This window comes from Achromobacter sp. ACM05 (assembly GCF_019218915.1).
GTDB lineage: Bacteria > Pseudomonadota > Gammaproteobacteria > Burkholderiales > Burkholderiaceae_B > Achromobacter > Achromobacter animicus.
The window spans coordinates 66,031-88,255 of the sequence record NZ_JAHUWQ010000006.1 but is presented as its reverse complement, the minus strand read 5'-3'; the positions used below and the strand labels follow the sequence as shown (position 1 = coordinate 88,255).

Sequence of the window (22,225 nt, the reverse complement as noted above, 5' to 3'; positions counted from 1 at the left end):
GACCGGATAAACGGTAAAAACATATGATAAATAAAACATCATGAACAAAACATATGTTTTTTTGTTCGGGCCAGCCAGCAGGCGGATGCCGCTCACAGCCCCCCGGCATAGCGGAACCAGCGTGCTGACAAGTCCATTCATACTGCGGTCATCCTCGCCAAATCCGCGTTCATTTATTTACATCGTGCCCGGGTTTTTGTTTGACTCGAATAAATCGGGCGCATATGATTCGTGTAGAAATGATTTTGCCCGAACCATCTGTATCCATGACTGACGCCGCGAAAACCGAAACCACTCAGCAGTACGACCTGCGCATTTTGCGAGCCCTGCGCCGCATCACGCGTTCGATCGCGCTGCATTCGCGCCAGTTGTCCGCGGTCAGTCACATCACTGCGCCGCAGCTGATGTGCCTGCGCACCGTGATCGCCAACGGTCCGATGACCGCCACCGCGATCAGCCGCGAGATGCACGTCAGCCCCAGCACGGTGGTCGGCATCCTGGATCGCCTGGAAGACAAGGCGCTCATCCGCCGCGAGCGGGGCCGTGAAGACCGCCGCATCGTGTTCGTCACCGCCACCGAGGCGGGACAGGAATTGGCGCAAGGCGCGCCGTCGCCGCTGCAAAAGCATCTGGCTGACGCGCTCAATGCCTTGCCGGAATTGGAACAGGCCACCATCACCCTGTCCCTGGAGCGCATCGTGACGCTCATGGAACAGGACGGTCAGGCCGCAGTCGACACGCATGGAGACGTGTCGTCGCCCATCCTTGAAGTGCCCACGGGCGGGGCACCCCCAGAATCGGGAATCGTTGCATGAAGAAAAACGAACTGGACTCCCCCATACTCTCAAGTGCCGTGGCGCCGGCGGTCAGCGCGCAGACCCATACCATGCGTCTGCCCGACCGCAAAGACGGCGCCGCGATCCACCGCCTCATTTCCGAGTGCCCGCCGCTCGACCTGAATTCCCTCTACGCGTACCTGCTCCTGTGCGAGCACTTCCGCGACACCTGCGTCCTGGCTGAAAGCGCCGGGGGACGCATCAATGGTTTCATCTCCGCATATGTGGACCCGTCCCGCCCCGACGTCCTGTTCGTCTGGCAGGTTGCGGTGCACGCCCGCGCTCGCGGCCAACGCCTTGGCCGCGCCATGCTCCGGGAACTCTTGCAGCGCAAGGGCCTGGCGCATGTCCGCTATCTTGAAACCACGGTGGGGCCTGACAACCAGGCTTCGCGCCGCACCTTCGCCGGCCTGGCCGCCGAAGTAGGCGCCCACGTTTCCGAACAGCCGTTCTTCGACCGGCAACTCTTCGGCGGCGCGGACCATGACGACGAGATGCTGTTAAGGATAGGTCCGTTCGCCTTGCCGTCCCCATAGGGGCGTCACAGGCCTGAAGGGCTTATCGAGTTACCGGGATGGTTCTAACTGTCCGGGTGCGCTTGCCGCACCTGGCGGGATCAGGCCGTCCGTCAATTAATGAGTTGAAAAGGGAGGATTAATCATGGACTTGAAGATCTTTGACCGCATGGAGTCTGAAGTGCGGGGCTACATCAGGTCGTTTCCCGTGATATTCAATCAGGCCCGTGGCTCGACGCTCATCGATGAAGATGGCACCGAATACATCGACTTCTTCAGCGGCGCAGGCACGCTGAACTACGGCCACAACAATCCTGTTCTCAAGGAAAAGCTGCTGGAGTATGTGCAGGCGGACGGCGTCGTCCACGGCCTGGACATGGCCACCAGCGCGAAGAAGCGTTTCCTGGAGACGGTGGATCGCGTGCTGCTCAAGCCGCGCAACTGGCAGTACACGCTGCAATTCACCGGCCCGACCGGCACCAATGCCGTCGAAGCCGCGCTGAAGATCGCGCGCCAGGTCAAGGGCCGTCCCAACGTGATCTCGTTCACGCACGGCTTTCACGGCGTGAGCGGCGGCTCGTTGGCCGCGACGGCCAACATGAAGTTCCGTGACGCCGCCGGCTACGCGCTCGGCAACACGACCTTCATGCCCTACGACGGCTACTTCGGTCCGGACGTGGACACCATGGCGTACATGGAACGCATGCTGGAAGACCCGAGCAGCGGCATGGACAAGCCGGCAGCCGTCATCGTGGAAACGGTGCAAGGCGAAGGCGGCGTCAATGTGGCCACGCTGCGCTGGCTCAAAGAGCTGGAAAAGCTGTGCAAGCGCCACGACATGCTGCTGATCGTGGACGACATCCAGGTCGGCTGCGGCCGCACGGGCACGTTCTTCAGCTTCGAAACCGCCGGCATCCGCCCCGACATCATCACGCTGTCCAAGTCGCTATCCGGCTTTGGCCTGCCGATGTCGCTGGTGCTGATGAAGCCCGAACTGGATATCTGGAAGCCTGGCGCGCACAGCGGCACCTTTCGCGGCAACAACCTGGCGTTCGTCACCGCCACGCAGGCGCTGGAAACCTACTGGACCAACGCCGCATTCACGGCCGACATCCAGCGCAAGGAACGCCTGGTCGGCGACTGGCTTGAAAACCTGGTGCACAGCTATCCCAACGCCGGCCTGTCGGCGCGTGGCCGCGGCCTGATCCAGGGCCTCGTGTCCAACGGCAATCCGGCGCTGTCCAACCGCATCGCCCAATGCGCTTTCAAGAAGGGCGTCGTGATCGAAACGTCGGGCGCGCACGATGAAGTGCTGAAGTTGCTGCCCGCGCTGACGATCGAGGAAGACCTGCTGGCCAAGGGCCTGGATCTGATCGAGGCCAGCGTGGCCGAAGCGCTGGCCGATGAGGGGCAGTCTGCCCGCATCCTGAAATTTGGAGGAAAACGTCAATGATCGTACGTAATGTCAAAGATGTGATCGGCACTGCCGACGAAGTCCGCACCGACACCTGGGTCAGCCGCCGCGTGCTGCTGAAGAAGGATGGCATGGGCTTTTCATTCCACGAGACCACCATCTTCCCGGGCGGCCGCACGCACATCCACTACAAGAACCATCTTGAGGCGGTTTGGTGCATCGAGGGCGACGGTTCGATCGAGACCATTGCCGACGGCAAGAAATACGACCTGGGCCCCGGCGTGGTCTACGCGCTGAACGAAAACGACGAGCACTGGCTGTGCGGCGGCAAGGAGCCGCTGCGCGTCATCTGCGTCTTCAATCCGCCGCTGACCGGCCAGGAAGTGCACGACAAGGAAGGTGTCTACGCGCTGCCCGATGCGGTCGCGGCCTGATAAAAGGAGGTTCGCATGATCTCACCCGCGCAGGATCCGTACGCCTCCCGTACGGATCGCAGTTCCGCCATCATTTCCCGCCAGGATCCGGTCGTCTATGAAGACGGCAAGTATGCCAACGCCCTGAGCGAAGAGCAGGTCGGCCAGTACGACCGCAACGGCTTCCTGCTGCTGGAGAACCTGTTCACGGAGGCCGAGGTGCGTGCGCTGTCGGCCGAGGTCGAGCGCATGACGCGCGACCCGTCCATCGTCCGCCGCGAAGAGGCCATCACCGAGCCGGGCAGCAACGCCGTGCGTTCCATCTTCATGGTGCACGTGCTCAATCCGATGCTGGCACGGCTGGTGCGCGATCCGCGCCTGGTCAACGTGGCACGTCAGATTCTCGGCTCCGAGGTCTACATCCACCAGTCGCGCGCCAATATGAAGCCGGGCTTCAAGGGCAAGGAGTTCTACTGGCACTCCGACTTTGAAACCTGGCACGTCGAGGACGGCATGCCGTCGATGCGTGCGCTCAGCTGCTCGGTGCTGCTGACCGACAACAACGAATGCAACGGCCCGCTGATGCTGGTGCCCGGCTCGCATCGGCAGTTCATCTCGTGCGTCGGCGAGACGCCGAACGAGCACTACAAGCAGTCGCTGAAGAAACAGGAATACGGCGTGCCGGATCCTGTCAGCCTGCAATTGCTGGTGGAGCAGGGCGGCATCAGCACGATGACGGCCAAGGCCGGCTCCGTGGTGTTCTTCGACTGCAACACGATGCACGGCTCGAACAGCAACATTTCGCCGTGGCCCCGCGCCAATGTCTTCATGGTCTACAACAGCATGGAGAACACCCTGAACCCGCCCAAGTACGGGCTGACCCCGCGTCCCGAGCACATCGCGACGCGCAAGGGATTCAAGGCGGTCACGCCGCTGGACACCTTGAAGCTGGTCGGCGGCTGAGCAACCGCCACCTCATCTGGCCCGGGCTAGTCCCGGGCTTTTTTTGTCTCTTTCGGGCGGTCCGACGCGCCGCATTTCTTGTATTCTCTGCGGCATTCGCCACTCGTTGAGCCATCGCCGCCATGTCCGCCCGCATCCTCAGCCTGCATATCTACCCCGTCAAATCCTGCGCGGGCATCGATCTGACCGAATCTCCCATCGATCGCGCGGGCCTTGCGCATGACCGGCGCTGGATGGTGGTGGACGCCGCGGGCCAGTTCATGACGCAACGGCAATGGCCGGCCATGGCGCTCATCCGCACGGCGCTCACTGCTGACGCGCTGCGGCTGTCGGCGCCTGGCATGGCTGACCTGGATATCGCGTTGGACGGATCGGGTCTGCACGGCGACGCCCTCACGGTCGGCGTCTGGGCCGACACCACCACGGCCCGGCGCGAAAGCGAAGCGGCCGCCCAATGGCTGACCCAGTTCCTGCAAACGCCGTGCGGCCTGCTCAAGGTGGACGCCGCGGCGCGCCGCGACGCCAAGCCCGACTGGGTGTCGCGCTGGGTCGATGCGCACCCGGACCTGGCCGACGCCTTCGTGGGCGAGCACTGCTTCGGATTTGCCGACGGGTTCCCGCTGCTGATCGCCAACCAGGCGTCGCTGGACGACCTGAATGCCCGGCTGCAGGCCAAGGGCGTCGACGCCGTGCCCATGGACCGGTTCCGTCCCAATATCGTGGTCGAGGGCGAATGGGAAGCCTTCGAGGAAGACCACACCGCCATGATTTCGGCGGCCGGGGTGCGGATGGCGTTCGTCAAGCCGTGCACGCGTTGCTCGATTCCGGACATCGATCAGCGCACGGCCAAGCAGTACGAGGAACCGGGCCGTACGCTGGCGGGTTACCGCAATCTGGACATCGGCGTGGTGTTCGGCCAGAACGCCATCCTGGATGCGCCGGCGGGGGCGCGGCTCAAGGTGGGCGACGCCGTCGAGATCGAACTGGATTTCTGACGCGCCGCCCGAACGGGGCTGGGGGCTGGTCTGGACCCTGTGCCTTAAGCCCAGCCCGGTCGGAGCCTTACGGCGTGGAAAGCTTCAGGCCAACGAGGCCCAGCACGATCAACGCGACGCTGGCGATTCGCAGCCAGCTCGCCGACTCCCCGAACAGCACGATGCCGGCCACAAAGGCGCCAATCGTGCCGATACCCACCCACACGGCGTAGGCCGTGCCCAGCGGCAGGGTTTTCATGGCCAGGGCCAGCAGCCAGAAACTGACCAGCATGCCGCCCACCGTAACGATGGAGGGGCCAAGCCGGGTGAATCCGTGCGTGTATTTCAGGCCGACGGCCCAGACGATTTCAAATAGGCCAGCCAATACCAGGATGATCCAGGTCATTCACGACTCCCATGTTGCGTTGCCGGCAAGGCGCCGGCATAAATGGGGTCGTCCCCGGAAAACGCGCCAGCCGTTTGACTGTGCGCAGCAACGGGCCGTCCCGCTGCGGCAAAAATTATAGAATACCGGCTTTCGACGGCAAATCCGGATGCCGGGCATCAACCTTGCAACACTTCGCGGTCCGGGCCGCGAAACCAGGAATTTTTTATGCAACGCATCATGCTGCGGGCAAAGCTGCACCGCGTCACGGTCACCGAAGCCGACCTTCACTACGAAGGATCTTGCGGCATCGACGAAGACCTCCTCGACGCTGCCGGCATGCGCGAGTTCGAACGCATCGAACTCTACAACGTGACTAACGGTGAACGCTTCGACACCTACATCATCAAGGCGGCCCGCGGCAGCGGCGCCATCTCGCTGAACGGCGCGGCTGCGCGCCGGGCCCAGGTGGGCGACCTGCTCATCATCTGCACGTACGGTCCGATGTCCGAAGAAGATTCGGCCAAGCACAAGCCCCAGGTGGTGCTCGTGGACGACGCCAACCGCGTCAAGGAAATCCGCAAGTTCCCGGCATGACGCCGGGCCGGGCGGAGCGCCTTCCCGGCACAGCCGGATAGCGCTTCGTCGCCTCTGAACCGTTTCATCATGAGCTTCCAGGTCATCATCCAACCCAGCAAGCATCAATTCCCGGTCGAGCCCGGCCAGACCGTGCTCGACGCCGCGTTGGCGGCGGGCATCGTCCTGCCTTACAGCTGTCGCAACGGCGCGTGCTCCACCTGCAAGGGCAAAGTGGTGTCCGGGGAGTTCGACGCCGGCCAGTACCCCGCGCAGATCCTGTCGCCGGAAGAACTGGCCGACGGCTACACGCTGTTCTGCCAGGCCCGGCCGGAATCCGACCTCGTGGTCGAATCCACCGAGGTCCGGCTGGCCAGCGACATCCAGATTCGCAAGCTGCCGTCGCGCGTCCAGACCATGGAACGCGTCGCGCCGGACGTCACGGTCCTCAAGCTGCAATTGCCGGCTTCCGAACAGTTCCGCTATTACGCGGGTCAGTACGTCGAAATCATCCTGAAGGACGGCCGCCGCCGCAGCTATTCGATGGCTGGCGCGCCGCACACCGGCAGCCCGCTGGAACTGCACATCCGGCACATGCCGGGGGGCCTCTTCACCGATCACGTGTTCGGCGCCGGCGACACGCAGATGAAGGAACGCGAGATCCTGCGCCTGGAAGGGCCCTTCGGATCGTTCTTCCTGCGCGAAGACAGCGACAAGCCGATCGTTCTGCTGGCCAGCGGCACGGGCTTCGCGCCCGTCAAGGCGATCGTCGAACACATGATCCACAAGAACATCAACCGCCCGGTCGCGCTGTACTGGGGCGGCCGCCGTCCGCAAGACCTTTACATGGACGCGCTGGCGCAGTCCTGGTCCGCGCAACTGCCGAACTTCCGCTACGTGCCGGTGGTGTCCAATTCGCTGCAGGAAGACAACTGGACCGGCCGCACCGGCTTCGTCCACGAAGCCGTGATGCACGACATCGCGGATCTTTCCGGGCACCAGGTCTATGCCTGCGGCACGCCGCTGATGGTCGATGCGGCCCGCCGCGAGTTCAGCGCCCAGAACGGTCTGCCGCCGGAAGAGTTCTACGCGGACGCCTTCACGTCCGAGGCCGATCTGGCGAAGGCCGGGTCTTAAGTAATATGTTTTTTTATTACTTAGGCGGCTGCAAAGCGGCAAGGTAAACTGCTTTGGCAGCGGCCTGCCGGGGGTACGCGGACATCGGGTCCGCGCACGCAACCGGCATGCAAGGAGCGATGCGGGCATGAAAGTAGCGGTATTGGGTAGCGGCATTATCGGCATCTCCAGCGCCTGGTGGCTCAGCCAGGCGGGTCATGACGTCGTGGTCATAGACCGCTGCACCGGTCCCGCGCAGGAAACCAGCCTTGCCAATGGCGCGCAGATTTCCGTCTCCTACGCCGAGCCCTGGGCCAATCCCCAGGCGCCGATGAAGCTGCTCAAGTGGATGTTCCGCGACGACGCGCCGCTGCTGTTCCGTCCGCAACTGGACTGGCGGCAGTGGATGTGGGGCCTGGCATTCCTGCGCGAATGCCTGCCTGGCCGGCTGGCCCCCAACATCCGCGCCATGGTGCGCATGGCCGAATACAGCCGCGCCACCCTGCGCGGCATGCGCGCCGAACTCGGCATCCAGTACGACCACCTGGAACGCGGCATCCTGAATTTCTACCGCGATCCCCACGAATTCGAAAACTCCCAGCGTGCCGCCGGCCTGATGCGCGACTTCGGCGTCGAGCGCCGCGTCGTGAACACCGACGAAGTCATCGCCATCGAGCCCGCGCTGGCGCCGCATCGCGCCACGATCGTGGGCGGCGACTACACGCCCGAGGACGAAAGCGGGGACGTGCACCTCTTTACCGTCGCGCTGGCCGAACACTGCGCCCGTGCGGGTGTCGAATTCCAGTACAACACGCGCGCCACCCGGCTCCTGACGCAGGGCGGCGCGGTCACGGGCATCGAACTCATCCAGCCCGACGGCCGCTATGCCACGCTGTCGGCCGACGCCTATGTGGTCGCCATGGGCAGCTTCAGCCCCGCGATGCTGCGTCCCCTCGGCATTCCGTGCAACGTGTATCCGGCAAAGGGCTATTCGGCCACGTTCCCGGTGCGCAATCCGGGTGCGACCCCCACCGTCAGCCTGACGGACAGCAGCCACAAGATTGTCTTTTCGCGGCTGGGAGACCGGCTGCGCATGGCAGGCACGGCGGAACTTTCCGGCTATTCGCGCAGCCTGAATACCGGCCGTTGCGAGGCCCTGACCCGCCTCGCCAAAGAACTCTTTCCCGACGCGCTCGATTTCGAGCGCGTCAGCTATTGGTCGGGCCTGCGCCCGTCCACTCCCTCGAACGTGCCCATCATCGGCCGCAGCCGTATTCCGAATTTGTATATCAATACCGGACACGGTACGCTTGGCTGGACGATGGGTGTTGGCTCGGGCCGGGCATTGGCCGATCTGCTCAGTGGACGGCGGCCAGAACCGGAATTCCCTTTTCTTGGTCTGTGAACCTATGAAGAAACTGCAATTGGCGGGCGTTGCCCGCGCGATGTTCGCCAGCCGGCGTGCATGGGTGTTTGGCGCCGCGATGGCGATGGCCGGCGTGGCAAACGCCGCACCCGTCGAAATCCAGGTCTGGCACACCCTGACAGATGCAAACAAGGCCGAGTTCGAAAAGCTCGCCAAGCAATACAACAAGGAGCAGGACGACGTCAAAGTGACGCTGCGCGGCTTCGCGTCGCCGACTGCCTTGGAGCAAGAGGCGGTGTCCGCGGTCAAGGCCAAGAAGGGCCCGAACCTGCTGCAACTGTCCGATAACCACTCGCCCGAAGTCGTGGCCCAGCACAAAGCCGTGCTGCCGCTCTACGAACTGCTGGCCAAGTATCCGATCAAGGACTTGAACTGGTTCGTGCCGGCCACCAGCAGCTTCACCCGCGACAGCAAGGGCCGCCTGCTGGCTTTCCCCTGGATGGCCGAAGTGCCGGTGATGTTCTACAACACCGCCGCCTACAAGAAGGCTGGTCTCGATCCCAACAAGCCGGCGCGCACCTGGACCGCGCTGCAGGCCGAACTCCTGAAGCTGCGCGACGTGGCCGATATCGACTGCCCGTACGCATCCAGCGATCAGGTCGCGGTCCACCTCGAGAACCTGGCGCCGGTCAACAACCAGCTGTTCACCAGCAACAACAACGGCCTGGACGCGGTCACCAAGAAATCCGCCGCGCCCGCCATGCAGTTCGACACGCTGTACATGCGCCACATCTCGCTGATGGTCAGCTGGAAGCGCTCGCTGCTGTTTACGGCGTATTCCGGCGACAACGCCTCCGACAAGCTGTTCGCCAAGGGCGAATGCGCCGTGCTGACGGCCAATTCGGGCGCGCTCGGCCAGTTCCTCGCCACCAAGTCGCTGTCCTTCGGCGTCTCGCCGCTGCCTTATTACGAGCAAGCCACTAAGGAGGGCGGCAAGCCCTTCGTCAGCGGTTCGGCGCTGTGGGCGCTTGAAGGCCATCCGCAGGCCCAGGAAAAGGCCACCGCGCAGTTCCTGGCGTGGCTGTCCAAGCCGGTGGTCGCCGCCGAATGGCATCAGCGCACGGGTTACCTGCCGCTGACCGAAGCCGCCTTCCGTGCCTCGGACGTGTCGTTCTACAGCAAGATCCCGGGCGCGCAGGCGTTCGTGGCTTCGATGAGCGCCAAGCCCGTCCAGAACGCACGCGGTTTCCGCATGGCCAACTACGAGCGCATCGAACCCGTGCTGAACAAGGAACTCACCGACGCCTTCGATGGCAAGGTGCCTCCCGTTTCTGCGCTGAACAATGCCGCCGCGCAGGCGCGCACCATTGCCACGCAGCGCTGATCGCGCCGCATAGCGGCGCGCTCTCGCAGCGCCGCGCAGCAGAAGAAAGCCTGGTCTACGGACCAGGCTTTTTTGTTGTCCGGATTCGTCGCGCGCGCTGGGTGGATGAATCCATCCGTCCGTACATGCCAGTCTGGCGGCGCCTCCGGCGCTCGGCCACCATGCCGTTCAAGCGTGTCGCTTCCGATGCGCGCTTTGTTCGCGGTGAGGCATGGTACGAATCTTCTTTCTGGCGGCCGGGCTGTCTTGCCTGGGCGCATGCACGTGGTCGGGCCCGGGCTCAGGCCGAGACACCACCTCCTGGCAGGCGGCCAAGCCGTTCTCGCAAGGGTTCCGCTTCGACTGGCAACTATCCGGCGATCCCGCCGTCGCGCCGCTGCAGGTCTTCGACGACGGGCGCGAGACCTGGCTGCAATTCCAGCCGGGCCAGCCGTTGCCGGCCATCTTCGGTGCAGGTGATGGCGGCGAACTCCCGTTGCCTTATGTGCGCCGCGACCCTTACGTCGTGGTCGCTGGTGCATGGAAAGCACTGCGCTTTCGCGGCGGCAGGCTGACTGCTCACGCGCAGCGGGCGCATGGTGCGGCGGACATTTCGTCGCCCTTGACCCAATCCGCCTCGCGTATGGTGCAGACCCCGGCAACTGCCGTAGATGCATCGCAGCGTCCGCGGGCGGATTTCACCTCGCACACCAAGCTCGTCGATGACCTGGCTCCGCGCTCGGATGGGAGCGCGCTGGCCGGCACAGAAGCGTCGAGCCGTCATGCCGCGCAGTCCGCCACGCTTGCGGGCGCGACGTCCACCGACACGCACGATGGCGCGCAGGCTGCCCCGTTTCGGGCCGCGCCACCCGACGCCACGCTGCGCGCGGTGCTGGCGCGCTGGGCCGGCGCGTCGGGCTGGACGTTCGAACCACAGCATTGGGCCGTAGACGTCGATATCCCGCTGGCGGCCACGGCCGAATTCTCCGGCGACTTCAAAACGGCAGTGCGCGGGCTGCTCGGCGCCACCGAACTGGCCGACCGGCCGCTGCAACCCTGCTTCTATGGCAACCGCGTCCTGCGCGTCGTGCCGCTTGCGCAATCGTGCTCGCGGGCGGCCACGCCCAAAGGAGCCGCGGCATGAGGTTCCTTTCTTTTGCTTGCGCCACGCGCGCTCCGGCAACCAGAACGTTTGCCTGCACGGTGCTCTCGTGCGTTCTCGGTGGCTGTTCGGTGTCCGAGCAGGTCACGATCATGCAACGCGCGGCCAGCGGCCGGCATGCGGACGCCGCCACCCGCCATCAGGCCTTTGCGGACGGTTTGTCTGATCGGCAGGCTCGCATCGCCGCGCAGGAAGTCTCCACGCCCTGGCTGGCGGGCAAGCCGCAACCGCTCGCGCGCGAGGTCGCGCTGCCGCCCGCATTACGCGAAAACGTCAAAACCACGCTCATGCTGGCCGACGACGCAGATCTTTCCACGCTGGCGCAGCGCCTGACAGCCGCCACGGGCATTGCGGTTCGAGTGCGTCCCGACGCATTGCTTCCCCCCGACCAATTCCTGCCGCGTCTTGCCGTCAGCGGCGCGGTGGCTCTCGCCGCACCGGCGCGCATTGAAGTGCGGGCGGATCCTCAGCCGCTCGCCGATCTGCTCGACGCGCTGGCCGCACGCTTTTCGGTGCACTGGCGCTACGAACACAACGCGCTCGAGTTCTACCGCACCGAAACGCGCGTCTTCGATCTGCGCGCCCTGACGCTCGCCAGCAAGGTCGACGTGCGGCTCGGCCGCTCAGGCAGCGCGGAAGGCGAGGGCTTCGAAAGCACCTCCAACACGACGCTGGCCGCGGGCGAACACAACGCGCTGGCCATCCTGCGCGCAAACGTTCTGCCTTTCCTCACTCGATCCGGCGTTATTGCAGAGCCGGTGGAAGGCGCAGCCACGTTGGTCGTCACCGATACGCCGGACGCACTGGACCGGGTCGCACGCTATCTGGAACGCGAGAACAAGGCGTTGACCCGCCGTGTCCGCCTGCTTTTCGAGGAAATCACCTTTATCGCCAACACGGAAGCCGCGGGGGGACTCGACTGGAATGCCCTTTATGCAGCCGCAGGCGCCACGGCGCGGCTGGCCGTGCCCGGCGTGCCGGCCACCGGCGCAGGGTTGCTTCAAGCCGCATCGAGCGCGGGACCATTCCAGGGCTCGCAGGCCATCGTGTCCGCCCTCAGTGCGATGGGCGCGGTCGTGCGGCACAGCAAGATCCCGGTTCTCACCTTGAACCGCCGGCCGGTCTCGCATGCCGTCAGGACTACGTTCTCCTACATTGATCGCGTGCAGAGCACTGCCATGCCCGGCATGACCGCCACTGGCGCGAACGGATCGCTGCCTGCCGTCTCGATCAGCCAAAAAGAAGAAACCGTCGGCTCGTTCCTGACCCTGGTGCCGGACATCCAGGAAGACGGGCAGATCCTGCTTTCCATCGCGTATGACAACGCGGTCGCGCAGCCCCTGAAAACAATCACCTTCGGCGAAAGCGCCAATCAGGTGCAAGTGCAGCAGATCACGGTCGATGGCAGCGGCACGGTACAGCAGATCGAACTGCGGCCGGGGCAGCCCATGATTGTGGCTGGCTTTGACCGCACGCAGGACCAGCACGATCGCCAACGGCTGGCGCCGGGACTGCCGCTGCTCGCGGGCGGCGTGGACCGCGCCGCCACTGAACGCCACACGACGCTGATCCTCGTGACGGCTCAGGTCGAGGAAGGGTACTGATCGTGAACCGGGCCCCTCAACTCCTGCTGATCGACTGCCCGGGCGCCGAACGAACGCTGGCGTTCGGCTTGCGCTGGTTCGCGCTTATCGGTTCCAACGTCCCCAAGCTCGCGCGGTCGCGCGGACGGCGCCTGCGCGCCACGCATTACGTGGTGGGCGGATCGCCCGCCATGGTCGCGGGCTATGGACGCATCCGCGCCGGACTCCGGGGTGCGCGATTCAAGCGCCGCGCTGGCGCGCCGTCCGCGATGCCGCCGCAATCGGCCGCGCAGTTGTTCGCCTTGCTGCACCCCGATGGCGGTCATAGCCTGGTTCGGCTGCCGGACGGGCGCCATTGGCTTGTCGCCGCGCACGGCGGCGCAGTCCTCTCGCAGACCGACCGGGTGTTCGGTTCGCTTGACGAAGCCCAGCAGGAACAGCGGGCACTGCTCGCGCAGCGTCCGTCCCTCGCGGAGCGCGCGCCAGACCAGGTGTGGTCCGCGTTGATTCAGGCCGTGGATGCCGGCGCCGCGCTTACCGCGCTGCCTTCGCGTTGGGCCGAGCTGCCCGTCGCATTGCGTCTCTTTCTGGCGTGCGTCGGGCTTGCCGCGGCAGCGCCGCCACTGTGGAACGCCGGCGCCAGCACGTTCTCGCAAAGACAGGCAGCGCCGCCGCAGCCCGTTGCCGTTCGGGACCCGGTGGCCGATGCCTACGAGGCGATGTTGCGCGCCACCACAGTCCAGCCGCCGACGGAGCTGACGCGCCTGCTCGCAAGCGTGGCGGCGCTGCCGGTGCAGGTGCAGGGCTGGGCGTTGCGGCGCGCGCACTGCGACGCTGGCGCGCAGCATTGGAATTGCGCGGCCGTGTACGCCCGCGTTCACCCATTGGCCACGAATCATGGCCTGCACGCGTTGTTGCCAGCGGGCTGGCAGGTGTCGTTCAAGCCGCTCGAGGAAGCCACGCTGGCGTGGCGCCTGGCGTCCGAGCCGATCCGGATTGCCGACATGACGTTGCCTTCGTCGCTGCACGTCGACACGCGGGTGGCGGGCGGACTGCAAGGACTACGCCCAGCATTCGCTTCCGTCGCGCTGTCGCATTCCGTGCCGCTCATGCCGCATGGGCCGCGCCAGCCTGCGGCCCAGCAGCCGGCGGCCAGGCAGGCGAGCGCAGTGCAATCCAATCCAGCGCGGTCGGGCATGCCCGTCGTGCGGCGGCGCAGTCTGGCCTTGCATGGGCCATTGCGGTCCATGGCGTTGATGCCGGGACCGGTATCCGCGGCACGCTGGTCGCGCCTTGTGGTGACCGTGCAGCCGCAACCGCGGCCCAGCCTCGTGGCCAGTGCGCTAGTCGCCGAATTGCAGGGAGAACTTTATGAACAGGAATGAGCTTTGCATCCCGCGCGGGTGCGTAGCCGGGCGAACGCTTGCCGGTATTGCACTGAGCGCCGCGGTAGTGTCGGCGGGCCATGCGCAAGGCGCGGATCCGGCGTCCGCGCCGCAACCTTGGCCCGAGGTCGAAACCGTACGCACGTTGCTGCGCGCGGACGCGGCGGCCGCGATGTCCGACTGCCAGATCCCGGGTCTTTGCACGATGAACGAAGGGAAAGGCCTGATGGCGCCGCCCGCGGGACGCCCGGCGGACGACATACGCGTGACCGCAATTTTCGGCACAGCGAGCCGCTTGAACGTTGACATCGTCGTCAATGGCACGTTGCAGCGCTATCGGGCTGGCCGCGCCGATCCCGTGGCGGGAGGCAGCCTGGCCGCGCCGTATCGTCTGCTGGCCATCGACGGCGCCTGCGTCCGCGTGCAGCGCGACGGCCGCGACCAGACCGCGTGCCTTGACGCCGGGGGCGGACACCCATGATGACGCAGACCCAGCCCATCGCGGACACGCTCGTTCGCCCGCCCGAGCTGCATACGCCCGAAGACGTCGCTGGCATGGATCCCGCCTTTGTGCGCGCTCTGAGCCGTCAGTTTGATCTGGCGGCGCTGGCCGGACGCTTGTGCCCGGTCCTGCTCGAGGGCGGCCTGGCCGCGATCTTTGCCGTCAAGGAATACACCGTCGGCGATCAGATCGACGAGGTCGAGCGCATGGTGAAGGCGGCTGGCTATCGCATGGCAAGTCCCGCGCGATACGTCGTCCCGGCGCCGCTCCTGCTGATGATCGCGCGCGGCCAGTACACGGCGCCCAGCCCCGGGCGCTCAGCGCGGGCCAACCCGGCCGAACGCGCCTCGGCGCTCGCTGCCCTGTTTCTCGACATCGTCCGCTGGGGCGTGGTTCAAGGCGCCAGCGACGTCCACATCAACGTGGACCAGCGGCGTGACGCCAGCGAAATTCGCTACACCATCCACGGCGAGTACGTCGGCTCCGACCGTTTCGCCGGCCTGTCCAGCGCCACGCTGCTCGAAGTCCTTGCCGTGGCGTGGATGGACGTACGCGGCGGCAATGGCGCCGTGTTCGATCCGGCGCTCGAGCAGCAGGGGCGCATTTCGCTAACCGTGGACGCGGCGCCCATCGTGCTGCGCTGGGCGTCGCTGGCGGCGGACGCGGGGCCTTCCGTGTGCCTGCGGATCCTGCGGTTGGACGCAACCGTCAACGGCGACCTCCTGGCCTTGGGATACTTGCCCGGCCAGGCCGAAACCCTGTTGCGGGTGCGTGAGCGCGAGGGTGGGGCCATCGTGCTGGCGGGCGTGGTCGGTTCGGGCAAGTCCACCACCATCGCCGCGCTGATGCGCGGCATCGCGCCCACGCGCAAGGTCATCACGCTTGAAGACCCGGTGGAATACCACATTGGCAACGCGTTGCAGAACACGCTGTCGGGCGCGCTGGCGGACGCGGCGTGGCCGACGCTGGATGCCAAGCTCAAGACCATCAAGCGCTCGGCGATGAACGACCTGCTGATCGGCGAGATCCGCGACACGCAGACCGGCCGCGCGTTCATGGATCTCGCCAGTTCCGGCGTCAGCCTGTACGCCACGACACACGCCGGATCGGCCGCGATGATTCCCGAGCGCCTGGCATCCGACGCCATAGGCGTGTCACGCGAGTTTCTCGCGTCGCCCGGCATCCTGAAGCTCCTGATCTATCAGACGCTGCTGCCACGCCTGTGCCCCGGCTGCGCATTGCCCGTCGATAGCCTGTGGTCGGGCGTCTACGCTCGGCATGCGCAAGCATGGGACTGGCGCGGCTGGGTGCTGGGCATGCAAGACGCGTTCGATCTGCACGCCGAGTCGCTCCGGGTCAGAAACGAAGCAGGCTGCCCCGCGTGCCGGCGCGATCACATGCCGGAATTGAACGGAACGGCGGGGCGCAGCGTTGCCGCCGAAATGATCGAACCCGATCGCGTGCCGGGCTTTCTAGACCAAGTGCGTCAGCGCGACAACCACGCACTGAAGCAACAGTTCCAGCCTGCCACGCGCAGTGCGTGGCGAGACGCCGGCACGCGCGGCGCGCGGGCGCTGGATTGCGCGCTGTATCGGACGAGCCTGGGAGAGATCGATCCGCGCACGCTGTTGCGCCGGTTCGAATTGCCCATCGTGCCCAGCCTGCGCACGGGATCGGCCGCTTCGCTACAGCCCGCGGCGCTTGCGCAGGAGGCCGGCACGGCCCGCTCTGAAGGAGCGCACCATGGCTGATCTCGCGTTGCCGGCATCGCGCGGGTCCCTGCGGTCAGTAGGTACACGCCAGCTACGGCTGGACGCGCTGCGCTTTCGGCCGCAGCGCGCGGATTACTACGAATATCTGGCGGATGTCGTCGAAGGCACGCAAGGCCGAAAGAGCCTGCGCGACATCTTCGAGGACGACGCCAGCCGGTACGGGCCCGAGACGGTGCGCGGCCGCCTCTGTCAGCACTGGGCCGCCGCGTATCTGGGCGCCGGCGGGGATCTGGGCGTCGCCTGGTCCGACACGCTGCCGCACGACGAATGCCTGCTGCTCAGTTGCGTGCAGGAAGAAGGCGGCGATCTGCCCGCGGCGCTGCGCGATCTGGCGCGCGCCGTCCGCTTGGCGTCCGAGGCTTGGTCGGCATTGCTGTCGGCAGCCGCCACGGGCGTCGTTGCCGCCTTGGTAGCCTTCGCGTTGCTGTGCGCCATTCCGTTCTTCAGCGTGCCACGGCTGCAGCAGGTCTTTCAGGCCGTGCCCGCCGAAGACTATGCGTCGCTCACGCGCGGGCTGTTCGCTTTGGCGGGCGGCTTGAAGCAGTGGCTTGCGCTGTGGGTCGTCCTGATATTTGGCGTGGTCATGCTCGCCCTCTGGTCGCTGGCGAACTTCACCGGTGATCTTCGCGCCGTGCTCGACCGTTGGCTGCTCTGGCGGCTGTATCGCGATTTCCAGGCCATCCGCTTTCTGTCGCTGCTGGCCGTGCTCATCCGGCAGCACGGCGCGGCCGACACGCGATTGCGCCGCGCGCTGGCCGTGCAGGCGCGCGACGCCTCGCCGTGGCTGCTCTCGCATCTGCACGCCATGCTTGGCCGCATCGACGCAGGCGCCAGCGGCGCAGAAATCTTCGGCACCGGACTGCTGGACTCCCAAACGTGGTGGTACATGGCGGACCTGATGGACGCGCTCGGCGTCGAGCCGGGCCTGGCCCGCGTGCGCCAGCGCGTCGAGGTCCGCCTGTTGGCCCGGGTGCGGCGCCAGGCGCTCGTGCTGCGCTGGTGCTTGCTGATCCTTTCCCTGGCCTCGGTGCTGGGCATCACGCTGTGGCATTACGCGGTGATAGACGAGCTGCGTCAAGCACTGACCAATTTCTATGCCAGCCAGTAGTGCTCCGCGGGTTGGCGGAAACGGCGCGGCTCGCCGCGCACTTTAATCAATGAGGATATTCATGAACGCAGTCAGTCTGTCCCGATCCCTTGGTGCGAACCAGCGTGGATTTTCCTTGATGGAAGTGTCCATCGTCACGGCCATCGTCCTGCTCATCGCCATCGTCGGCATCCCTGCCATTGGCGGGTATGTCATTGAAAACAAAGTGCCGAAGGTCGGCGAAGAATTGCAGCGGTTCATCGCCAGCATGAAGATCAACGCGCAAGGCGGTGGCGTGACACCGTACACGGGGCTGGACACCGGCGCCCTGGCCAACGCGCTGCGCGACTCCACGGTTCTCTCGGTGCAGGGCGCGGGCGCCGCGGCGAGCGTGGCGCACGGCCTGGGCGGCTCCGGCATCGGCGGCAGCGGCGTAGTGCAGGTCGAGCCCGCGTCCGTCGATGGCGCGGGGATGGGCTCGGCGTTCACGCTCACGCTCACCAATGTCAGCCACGCAGCCTGCCCAGCGCTCGCGTCCGTGCTTCAACGCGTGTCGGAAATCATCTCCATCAGCGGCAGCAGCGGCGCCAAGGTCGTCAAGGATTCAATCGCCAATCCCGCGACGCCATACCGCGCCGCGCAGGCCCAGGCGCAGTGCAGCCAGGGCGACGTAAACACTTTTGTCTTCACTGCACGATGAGCGCGCACCGGGAGGTTCGGCTTTTCCCGGCGGGGCATCAGCGTCCGTTGTTGTCCCGGCAGCAGGCAGGCTTTTCTCTCATCGGCCTGGCGCTGGCGCTGGCCATCACCACGGCCATCGCCATCTGGGCATCCAACGCGGTCGTCCACGGCATCGAGGCATCTGCCGCCCGTTCAACGGGCGTTTGGCTGACGCAGATCCGGCTGGCGGTGACGGATGTGCTGTCCCGGCACTCCGAGGCGCTGACCAAGGGGGAGCCGCCTCAGGACAGCCAGGGCCAGCCGCTGTTCGCCGACGCGCTGCGGCCCACGCTTTCCGAGCTTCGGGTGCAAGGCCACCTGCCTGCGGACTTTCCCGACCGGTCGGCGCTGGGTTTCGGCGCGGACATCCGGCTCCTGCGCAGCCAGGCCTGCCCCGACGAGCCTTGCCGGATCGACGGCGTCGTCGCTGCCGACAAACCTTTGCTGAAAAAGGGGACGCAATTGCCGGACGAGGTCGCCATGGCTTCGGTCATCGCGTCCGCGGGCGGCTATGGCGGGGCCGTGTGGCCACAAGCGCCGTTCCAGTTGCGAGGCGCCGCCTATGCGTTTCCCAACCCGCCGGCGGCCGACGCGCTCGCGTATCCGCCTGGCACGCTTGCCCTGTGGGCGGGCGCTGGCGCCGGGCAGCCTGACATGAGCGGCTATGTAAAGATGCGCGACACCCGCGATCCGGATCTGCAAGGCGATCTGTCTGTTGCAGGCAACGTGGACGCCGGTGGTTACGTCACCGTCGGGGCCCGGGAGATCCCAGGCCATGCCTGCGGCGTTTCAAGCGGAACGCTGGCCACCTCGGCCGCCGGTCAGCTGCTTTCCTGCGAATCCGGCATCTGGACGCAGGCAAGCGGAGGCTTTGGGGGCGCCTACAGCACCAACTATCCGCTCGGCTGCTTCCATTACACGGGCTTGTCTACGGCCAATCCTCGCACGGGCCAGTGTTCCTGCCCGCCCGGCTACGCCGAGGTCATCGTGTCCGCCGGCGGGAAATGGACGGAAACCGAGGGTTGGACCACGGGTTTCGTCTGCGTCCGATGATGGCCATTCCGCCCATATCCCGCGTATCCCCGCCAACCCTCTATAATTGGCGATTCGCCCTAAATTCTGCTTCATCCACGATGAAATCCTCCGAGATTCGCCAGCAGTTCCTGCAATTCTTCAAGTCCAAGGGACACACCATTGTTCCCTCGTCGTCGCTCGTCCCGGGCAACGACCCGACCCTGCTCTTCACCAATTCGGGCATGGTCCAGTTCAAGGACGTCTTCACGGGCAAGGAATCGCGGTCGTACACGCGTGCCACCTCGTCGCAGCGCAGTGTGCGCGCCGGGGGCAAGCACAACGACCTGGAGAACGTGGGCTACACCGCCCGCCACCACACGTTCTTCGAAATGCTGGGCAATTTCAGCTTTGGCGACTACTTCAAGCGCGACGCCATCCAGTACGCCTGGGAGCTGTTGACGCAGGTCTACAAGCTGCCGGCGGAAAAGCTCTGGGTGACGGTCTACCAGGAAGACGACGAGGCCTACGACATCTGGGCCAAGGAAGTGGGCGTGCCGACCGAACGCATCATCCGCATCGGCGACAACAAGGGCGCACGCTACGCGTCCGACAACTTCTGGCAGATGGCGGACACCGGCCCCTGCGGTCCGTGCTCCGAAATCTTCTTTGACCACGGCCCCGAGATCTGGGGCGGCCCTCCGGGATCCCCCGAAGAAGACGGCGACCGCTACATCGAAATCTGGAACCTGGTGTTCATGCAGTTCGAACGCGACGCCGCCGGCAACATGCCGCGCCTGCCGCGTCCCTGTGTCGACACCGGCATGGGTCTGGAACGCATCGCCGCCGTCCTGCAGCATGTGCATTCCAACTACGAAATCGATCTCTTCCAGCATCTGATCGCCGCCGCCGCGCGCGAAACCGGCATCAAGGACCTCGAAGACAACTCGCTCAAGGTCATCGCCGACCACATCCGCGCCTGCTCGTTCCTCATCGTCGACGGCGTGATCCCCAGCAACGAAGGCCGCGGCTACGTGCTGCGCCGCATCGTGCGCCGCGCGCTGCGGCACGGCTACAAGCTGGGCCAGACCAAACCCTTCTTCCATCGCCTGGTGCCGGATCTCGTCGCCGAAATGGGCGAGGCCTACCCGGAACTGGCCGCCGCCGCGGATCGCGTGGCCCAGGTCCTCAAGCAGGAAGAAGAACGCTTCGGCGAAACCCTCGAACACGGCATGCGCATCCTGGACACCGCCTTGGCCAACGTGCCCAAGGGCGGCGTGCTGGACGGCACCACGCTGTTCACGCTGTACGACACCTACGGCTTCCCGGTCGACCTCACGGCCGACATCTGCCGTGAACGCGAAGTCGAAGTCGACATGGCCGGCTTTGAAGTCGCCATGGAACGCCAGCGTGACCAGGCCCGCGCGGCCGGCAAGTTCAAGATGGCCGAAGGCCTCAGCTACGAAGGCGCCGAAACGCGCTTCGAAGGCTACGAAAAGCTTGAGCTGGACAACGTCAAGGTCACGGCCCTGTACGTGGACGGCACGCAGGTGCAGGAAGTCAAGGCCGGCCAAAGCGCCGTCGTCGTGCTGGACGCCACCCCGTTCTATGCGGAGTCGGGCGGCCAGGTCGGCGATACCGGTCTGCTCGAAGCCGATGGCGTGCGCTTTGCCGTCGCCGACACCCTCAAGATCCAGTCCGGCGTGTTCGGCCATCACGGCACGCTGGAATCCGGCTCGCTGGCCGTCGGCGACACGCTGCTGGCCCGCGTGGACGCCGTCCGCCGCGCCCGCACGGTGCGCAACCACTCGGCCACGCACCTGATGCACAAGGCGTTGCGCCAGGTGCTGGGCGCGCACGTGCAGCAGCGCGGCTCGCTCGTTGATCCCGACAAGACCCGTTTCGACTTCGCGCAGGATGCCCCGTTGACGGCTGAGCAGATCGCCCGAGTCGAAGCCATCGTCAACGCCGAAGTCCTGGCCAACCATCCCACCGTTGCCCAGGTCATGGGCTACGACGATGCGGTCAAGGGCGGCGCCATGGCGCTGTTCGGTGAAAAATACGGCGATACCGTGCGCGTGCTCGACATCGGCTTCTCGCGCGAACTCTGCGGCGGCACGCACGTTACCCGCACGGGCGACATCGGCCTGTTCAAGATCGTGTCCGAAGGCGGCGTGGCCGCGGGCGTCCGCCGCATCGAAGCCATCACCGGCGACAATGCGCTGGCTTGGGTGCAGAACCAGAACGCCTTGCTGACCCAGGTGGCCGGCATGCTGCGCAGCACCCCGGCCGATCTGCCGGCGCGCATTGCGCAGGTGCAAGACCAGGTCAAGACGCTCGAAAAGGAACTGGAGCAGTCGCGCAACAAGCTCGCGGCCAGCGCCGGCAATGACCTGGCCTCCAGCGCCGCGGTCGACGTCAAGGGCATCAAGGTTCTGGCGGCCAGCATCGGCGACGTCGATCCCAAGGCGCTGCGCGGCATGGTCGACAACCTGAAAGATCGCCTGAAGCCTGCTGTCGTGCTGCTGGCCACCGGCTCGGCCGATGGCAAGATCAGCGTGGTCGGTGGCGTCACCGCCGACCTGACCGACCGCATCAAGGCGGGCGATCTGGTGGGCTTTGTCGCCAGCCAGGTGGGCGGCAAGGGCGGTGGCCGTCCCGACATGGCCATGGGCGGCGGCACGGATATCGCTGCGCTGCCCGCAGCCATCGCTGGCGTGCAGAAGTGGGTGGACGAGCGCCTCTGATGAGCGACGTCGATTCCCGTCTCGATGCCGGCGCCGAGGCGCCGGTGTTCGACCAAGATGTCGATGCCAGCGGGCTGACGTGCCCCTTGCCCATCCTGCGCGCCAAGAAGGCGCTTGCAACGATGGAAAGCGGGCAGGTCGTGCGCGTCATCACGACGGACCGCAATGCGATCCGCGATTTTCAGGCGTTTGCGCGTCAGACCGGCAATGCGCTGGTCGCGCAGCAAGAGGCCGACGGCCGCTGCGTGCATTTCCTGCGCCGGCGCTAGCCGGGCGGGCATTCGCTTCATGAACAAGGCCCGCTTGAAAGCGGGCCTTGTTCTTTGCGGGCGTCA

21 protein-coding genes are annotated in these 22,225 nt (G+C 65.8%); 20 read left to right on the top strand and 1 reads right to left on the bottom strand.

Annotation, left to right across the window (positions count from 1 at the left end; translation table 11 throughout):
• The first annotated feature begins 266 nt into the window (after positions 1-266).
• The 6 genes from KW836_RS27465 (at position 267) to KW836_RS27440 (ending at position 5,136) form a co-directional block, all read left to right on the top strand.
• On the top strand, positions 267-815 hold the full coding sequence (locus KW836_RS27465; RefSeq protein ID WP_246282994.1) for a MarR family winged helix-turn-helix transcriptional regulator: 549 nt from the start codon (positions 267-269) through the stop codon (positions 813-815).
• Positions 812-1,372 carry a diaminobutyrate acetyltransferase gene (gene ectA / locus KW836_RS27460; RefSeq protein ID WP_175125060.1) on the top strand — a complete coding sequence of 187 codons (561 nt, stop codon included), beginning with the start codon at positions 812-814 and terminating at the stop codon, positions 1,370-1,372. Before KW836_RS27465 ends, ectA begins: the two co-directional genes overlap by 4 nt.
• A 124-nt stretch (positions 1,373-1,496) precedes the next feature.
• On the top strand, positions 1,497-2,804 hold the full coding sequence (gene ectB / locus KW836_RS27455; RefSeq protein WP_175125059.1) for a diaminobutyrate--2-oxoglutarate transaminase: 1,308 nt from the start codon (positions 1,497-1,499) through the stop codon (positions 2,802-2,804).
• Positions 2,801-3,199: an ectoine synthase gene (locus KW836_RS27450; RefSeq protein ID WP_056571502.1), complete on the top strand. Its 399-nt coding sequence runs from the start codon at positions 2,801-2,803 to the stop codon at positions 3,197-3,199. The genes ectB and KW836_RS27450 overlap by 4 nt, the downstream gene beginning before the upstream one ends.
• A 15-nt stretch (positions 3,200-3,214) precedes the next feature.
• Positions 3,215-4,141, top strand: coding sequence for an ectoine hydroxylase (thpD, locus tag KW836_RS27445; protein WP_175125058.1), 927 nt, complete (start codon positions 3,215-3,217; stop codon positions 4,139-4,141).
• Between the two features lie 122 nt (positions 4,142-4,263).
• Complete coding sequence (locus tag KW836_RS27440) at positions 4,264-5,136, top strand: MOSC domain-containing protein (RefSeq protein ID WP_218345286.1); 873 nt, start codon at positions 4,264-4,266, stop codon at positions 5,134-5,136.
• 67 nt (positions 5,137-5,203) lie between these two features.
• Here KW836_RS27440 and sugE read toward each other — a convergent pair whose 3' ends face one another.
• Complete coding sequence (gene sugE / locus KW836_RS27435) at positions 5,204-5,521, bottom strand: quaternary ammonium compound efflux SMR transporter SugE (protein ID WP_175125056.1); 318 nt, start codon at positions 5,519-5,521, stop codon at positions 5,204-5,206.
• A gap of 207 nt (positions 5,522-5,728) precedes the next feature.
• Between sugE and panD the strand changes: the two genes are divergently transcribed.
• The 14 genes from panD to KW836_RS27365 all read left to right on the top strand — a co-directional run bounded on the left by panD (position 5,729) and on the right by KW836_RS27365 (position 22,159).
• Positions 5,729-6,097, top strand: a complete 369-nt coding sequence (gene panD / locus KW836_RS27430) for an aspartate 1-decarboxylase (RefSeq protein ID WP_039883066.1) — start codon at positions 5,729-5,731, stop codon at positions 6,095-6,097.
• A 69-nt stretch (positions 6,098-6,166) separates the two neighbouring features.
• Positions 6,167-7,213 carry a CDP-6-deoxy-delta-3,4-glucoseen reductase gene (locus tag KW836_RS27425; protein ID WP_175139257.1) on the top strand — a complete coding sequence of 349 codons (1,047 nt, stop codon included), beginning with the start codon at positions 6,167-6,169 and terminating at the stop codon, positions 7,211-7,213.
• Between the two features lie 127 nt (positions 7,214-7,340).
• A complete protein-coding gene (locus tag KW836_RS27420; protein ID WP_175139256.1) occupies positions 7,341-8,597 on the top strand; it encodes a D-amino acid dehydrogenase in 1,257 nt (418 codons plus the stop codon).
• Between the two features lie 4 nt (positions 8,598-8,601).
• Complete coding sequence (locus tag KW836_RS27415) at positions 8,602-9,942, top strand: extracellular solute-binding protein (protein ID WP_175125053.1); 1,341 nt, start codon at positions 8,602-8,604, stop codon at positions 9,940-9,942.
• A 211-nt stretch (positions 9,943-10,153) separates the two neighbouring features.
• On the top strand, positions 10,154-11,065 hold the full coding sequence (locus tag KW836_RS27410; RefSeq protein WP_218345285.1) for a TcpQ domain-containing protein: 912 nt from the start codon (positions 10,154-10,156) through the stop codon (positions 11,063-11,065).
• Positions 11,062-12,687, top strand: a complete 1,626-nt coding sequence (locus KW836_RS27405; RefSeq protein ID WP_255596392.1) for a hypothetical protein — start codon at positions 11,062-11,064, stop codon at positions 12,685-12,687. The genes KW836_RS27410 and KW836_RS27405 overlap by 4 nt, the downstream gene beginning before the upstream one ends.
• Before the next feature lie 2 nt (positions 12,688-12,689).
• Entirely contained in the window at positions 12,690-14,051 is a 1,362-nt protein-coding gene (locus KW836_RS27400) for a hypothetical protein (RefSeq protein WP_370633083.1), read from the top strand.
• Positions 14,038-14,532, top strand: coding sequence for a hypothetical protein (locus tag KW836_RS27395; RefSeq protein WP_218345284.1), 495 nt, complete (start codon positions 14,038-14,040; stop codon positions 14,530-14,532). The genes KW836_RS27400 and KW836_RS27395 overlap by 14 nt, the downstream gene beginning before the upstream one ends.
• Positions 14,529-16,304 (top strand): ATPase, T2SS/T4P/T4SS family, encoded by a 1,776-nt coding sequence (locus tag KW836_RS27390; RefSeq protein ID WP_255596371.1) that lies wholly within the window; start codon positions 14,529-14,531, stop codon positions 16,302-16,304. The genes KW836_RS27395 and KW836_RS27390 overlap by 4 nt, the downstream gene beginning before the upstream one ends.
• Complete coding sequence (locus tag KW836_RS27385) at positions 16,297-17,433, top strand: general secretion pathway protein (protein WP_218345283.1); 1,137 nt, start codon at positions 16,297-16,299, stop codon at positions 17,431-17,433. Before KW836_RS27390 ends, KW836_RS27385 begins: the two co-directional genes overlap by 8 nt.
• A gap of 61 nt (positions 17,434-17,494) precedes the next feature.
• The gene (locus KW836_RS27380; RefSeq protein WP_175184951.1) at positions 17,495-18,112 is read left to right on the top strand and encodes a type 4 pilus major pilin; all 618 of its coding nucleotides are present in this window, start codon (positions 17,495-17,497) and stop codon (positions 18,110-18,112) included.
• Between the two features lie 47 nt (positions 18,113-18,159).
• On the top strand, positions 18,160-19,185 hold the full coding sequence (locus tag KW836_RS27375; RefSeq protein WP_218345282.1) for a type II secretion system protein: 1,026 nt from the start codon (positions 18,160-18,162) through the stop codon (positions 19,183-19,185).
• An 80-nt stretch (positions 19,186-19,265) separates the two neighbouring features.
• Positions 19,266-21,890, top strand: a complete 2,625-nt coding sequence (gene alaS / locus KW836_RS27370) for an alanine--tRNA ligase (protein WP_191577042.1) — start codon at positions 19,266-19,268, stop codon at positions 21,888-21,890.
• Positions 21,890-22,159, top strand: a complete 270-nt coding sequence (locus KW836_RS27365) for a sulfurtransferase TusA family protein (RefSeq protein ID WP_175125046.1) — start codon at positions 21,890-21,892, stop codon at positions 22,157-22,159. Before alaS ends, KW836_RS27365 begins: the two co-directional genes overlap by 1 nt.
• Positions 22,160-22,225 lie beyond the last annotated feature (66 nt).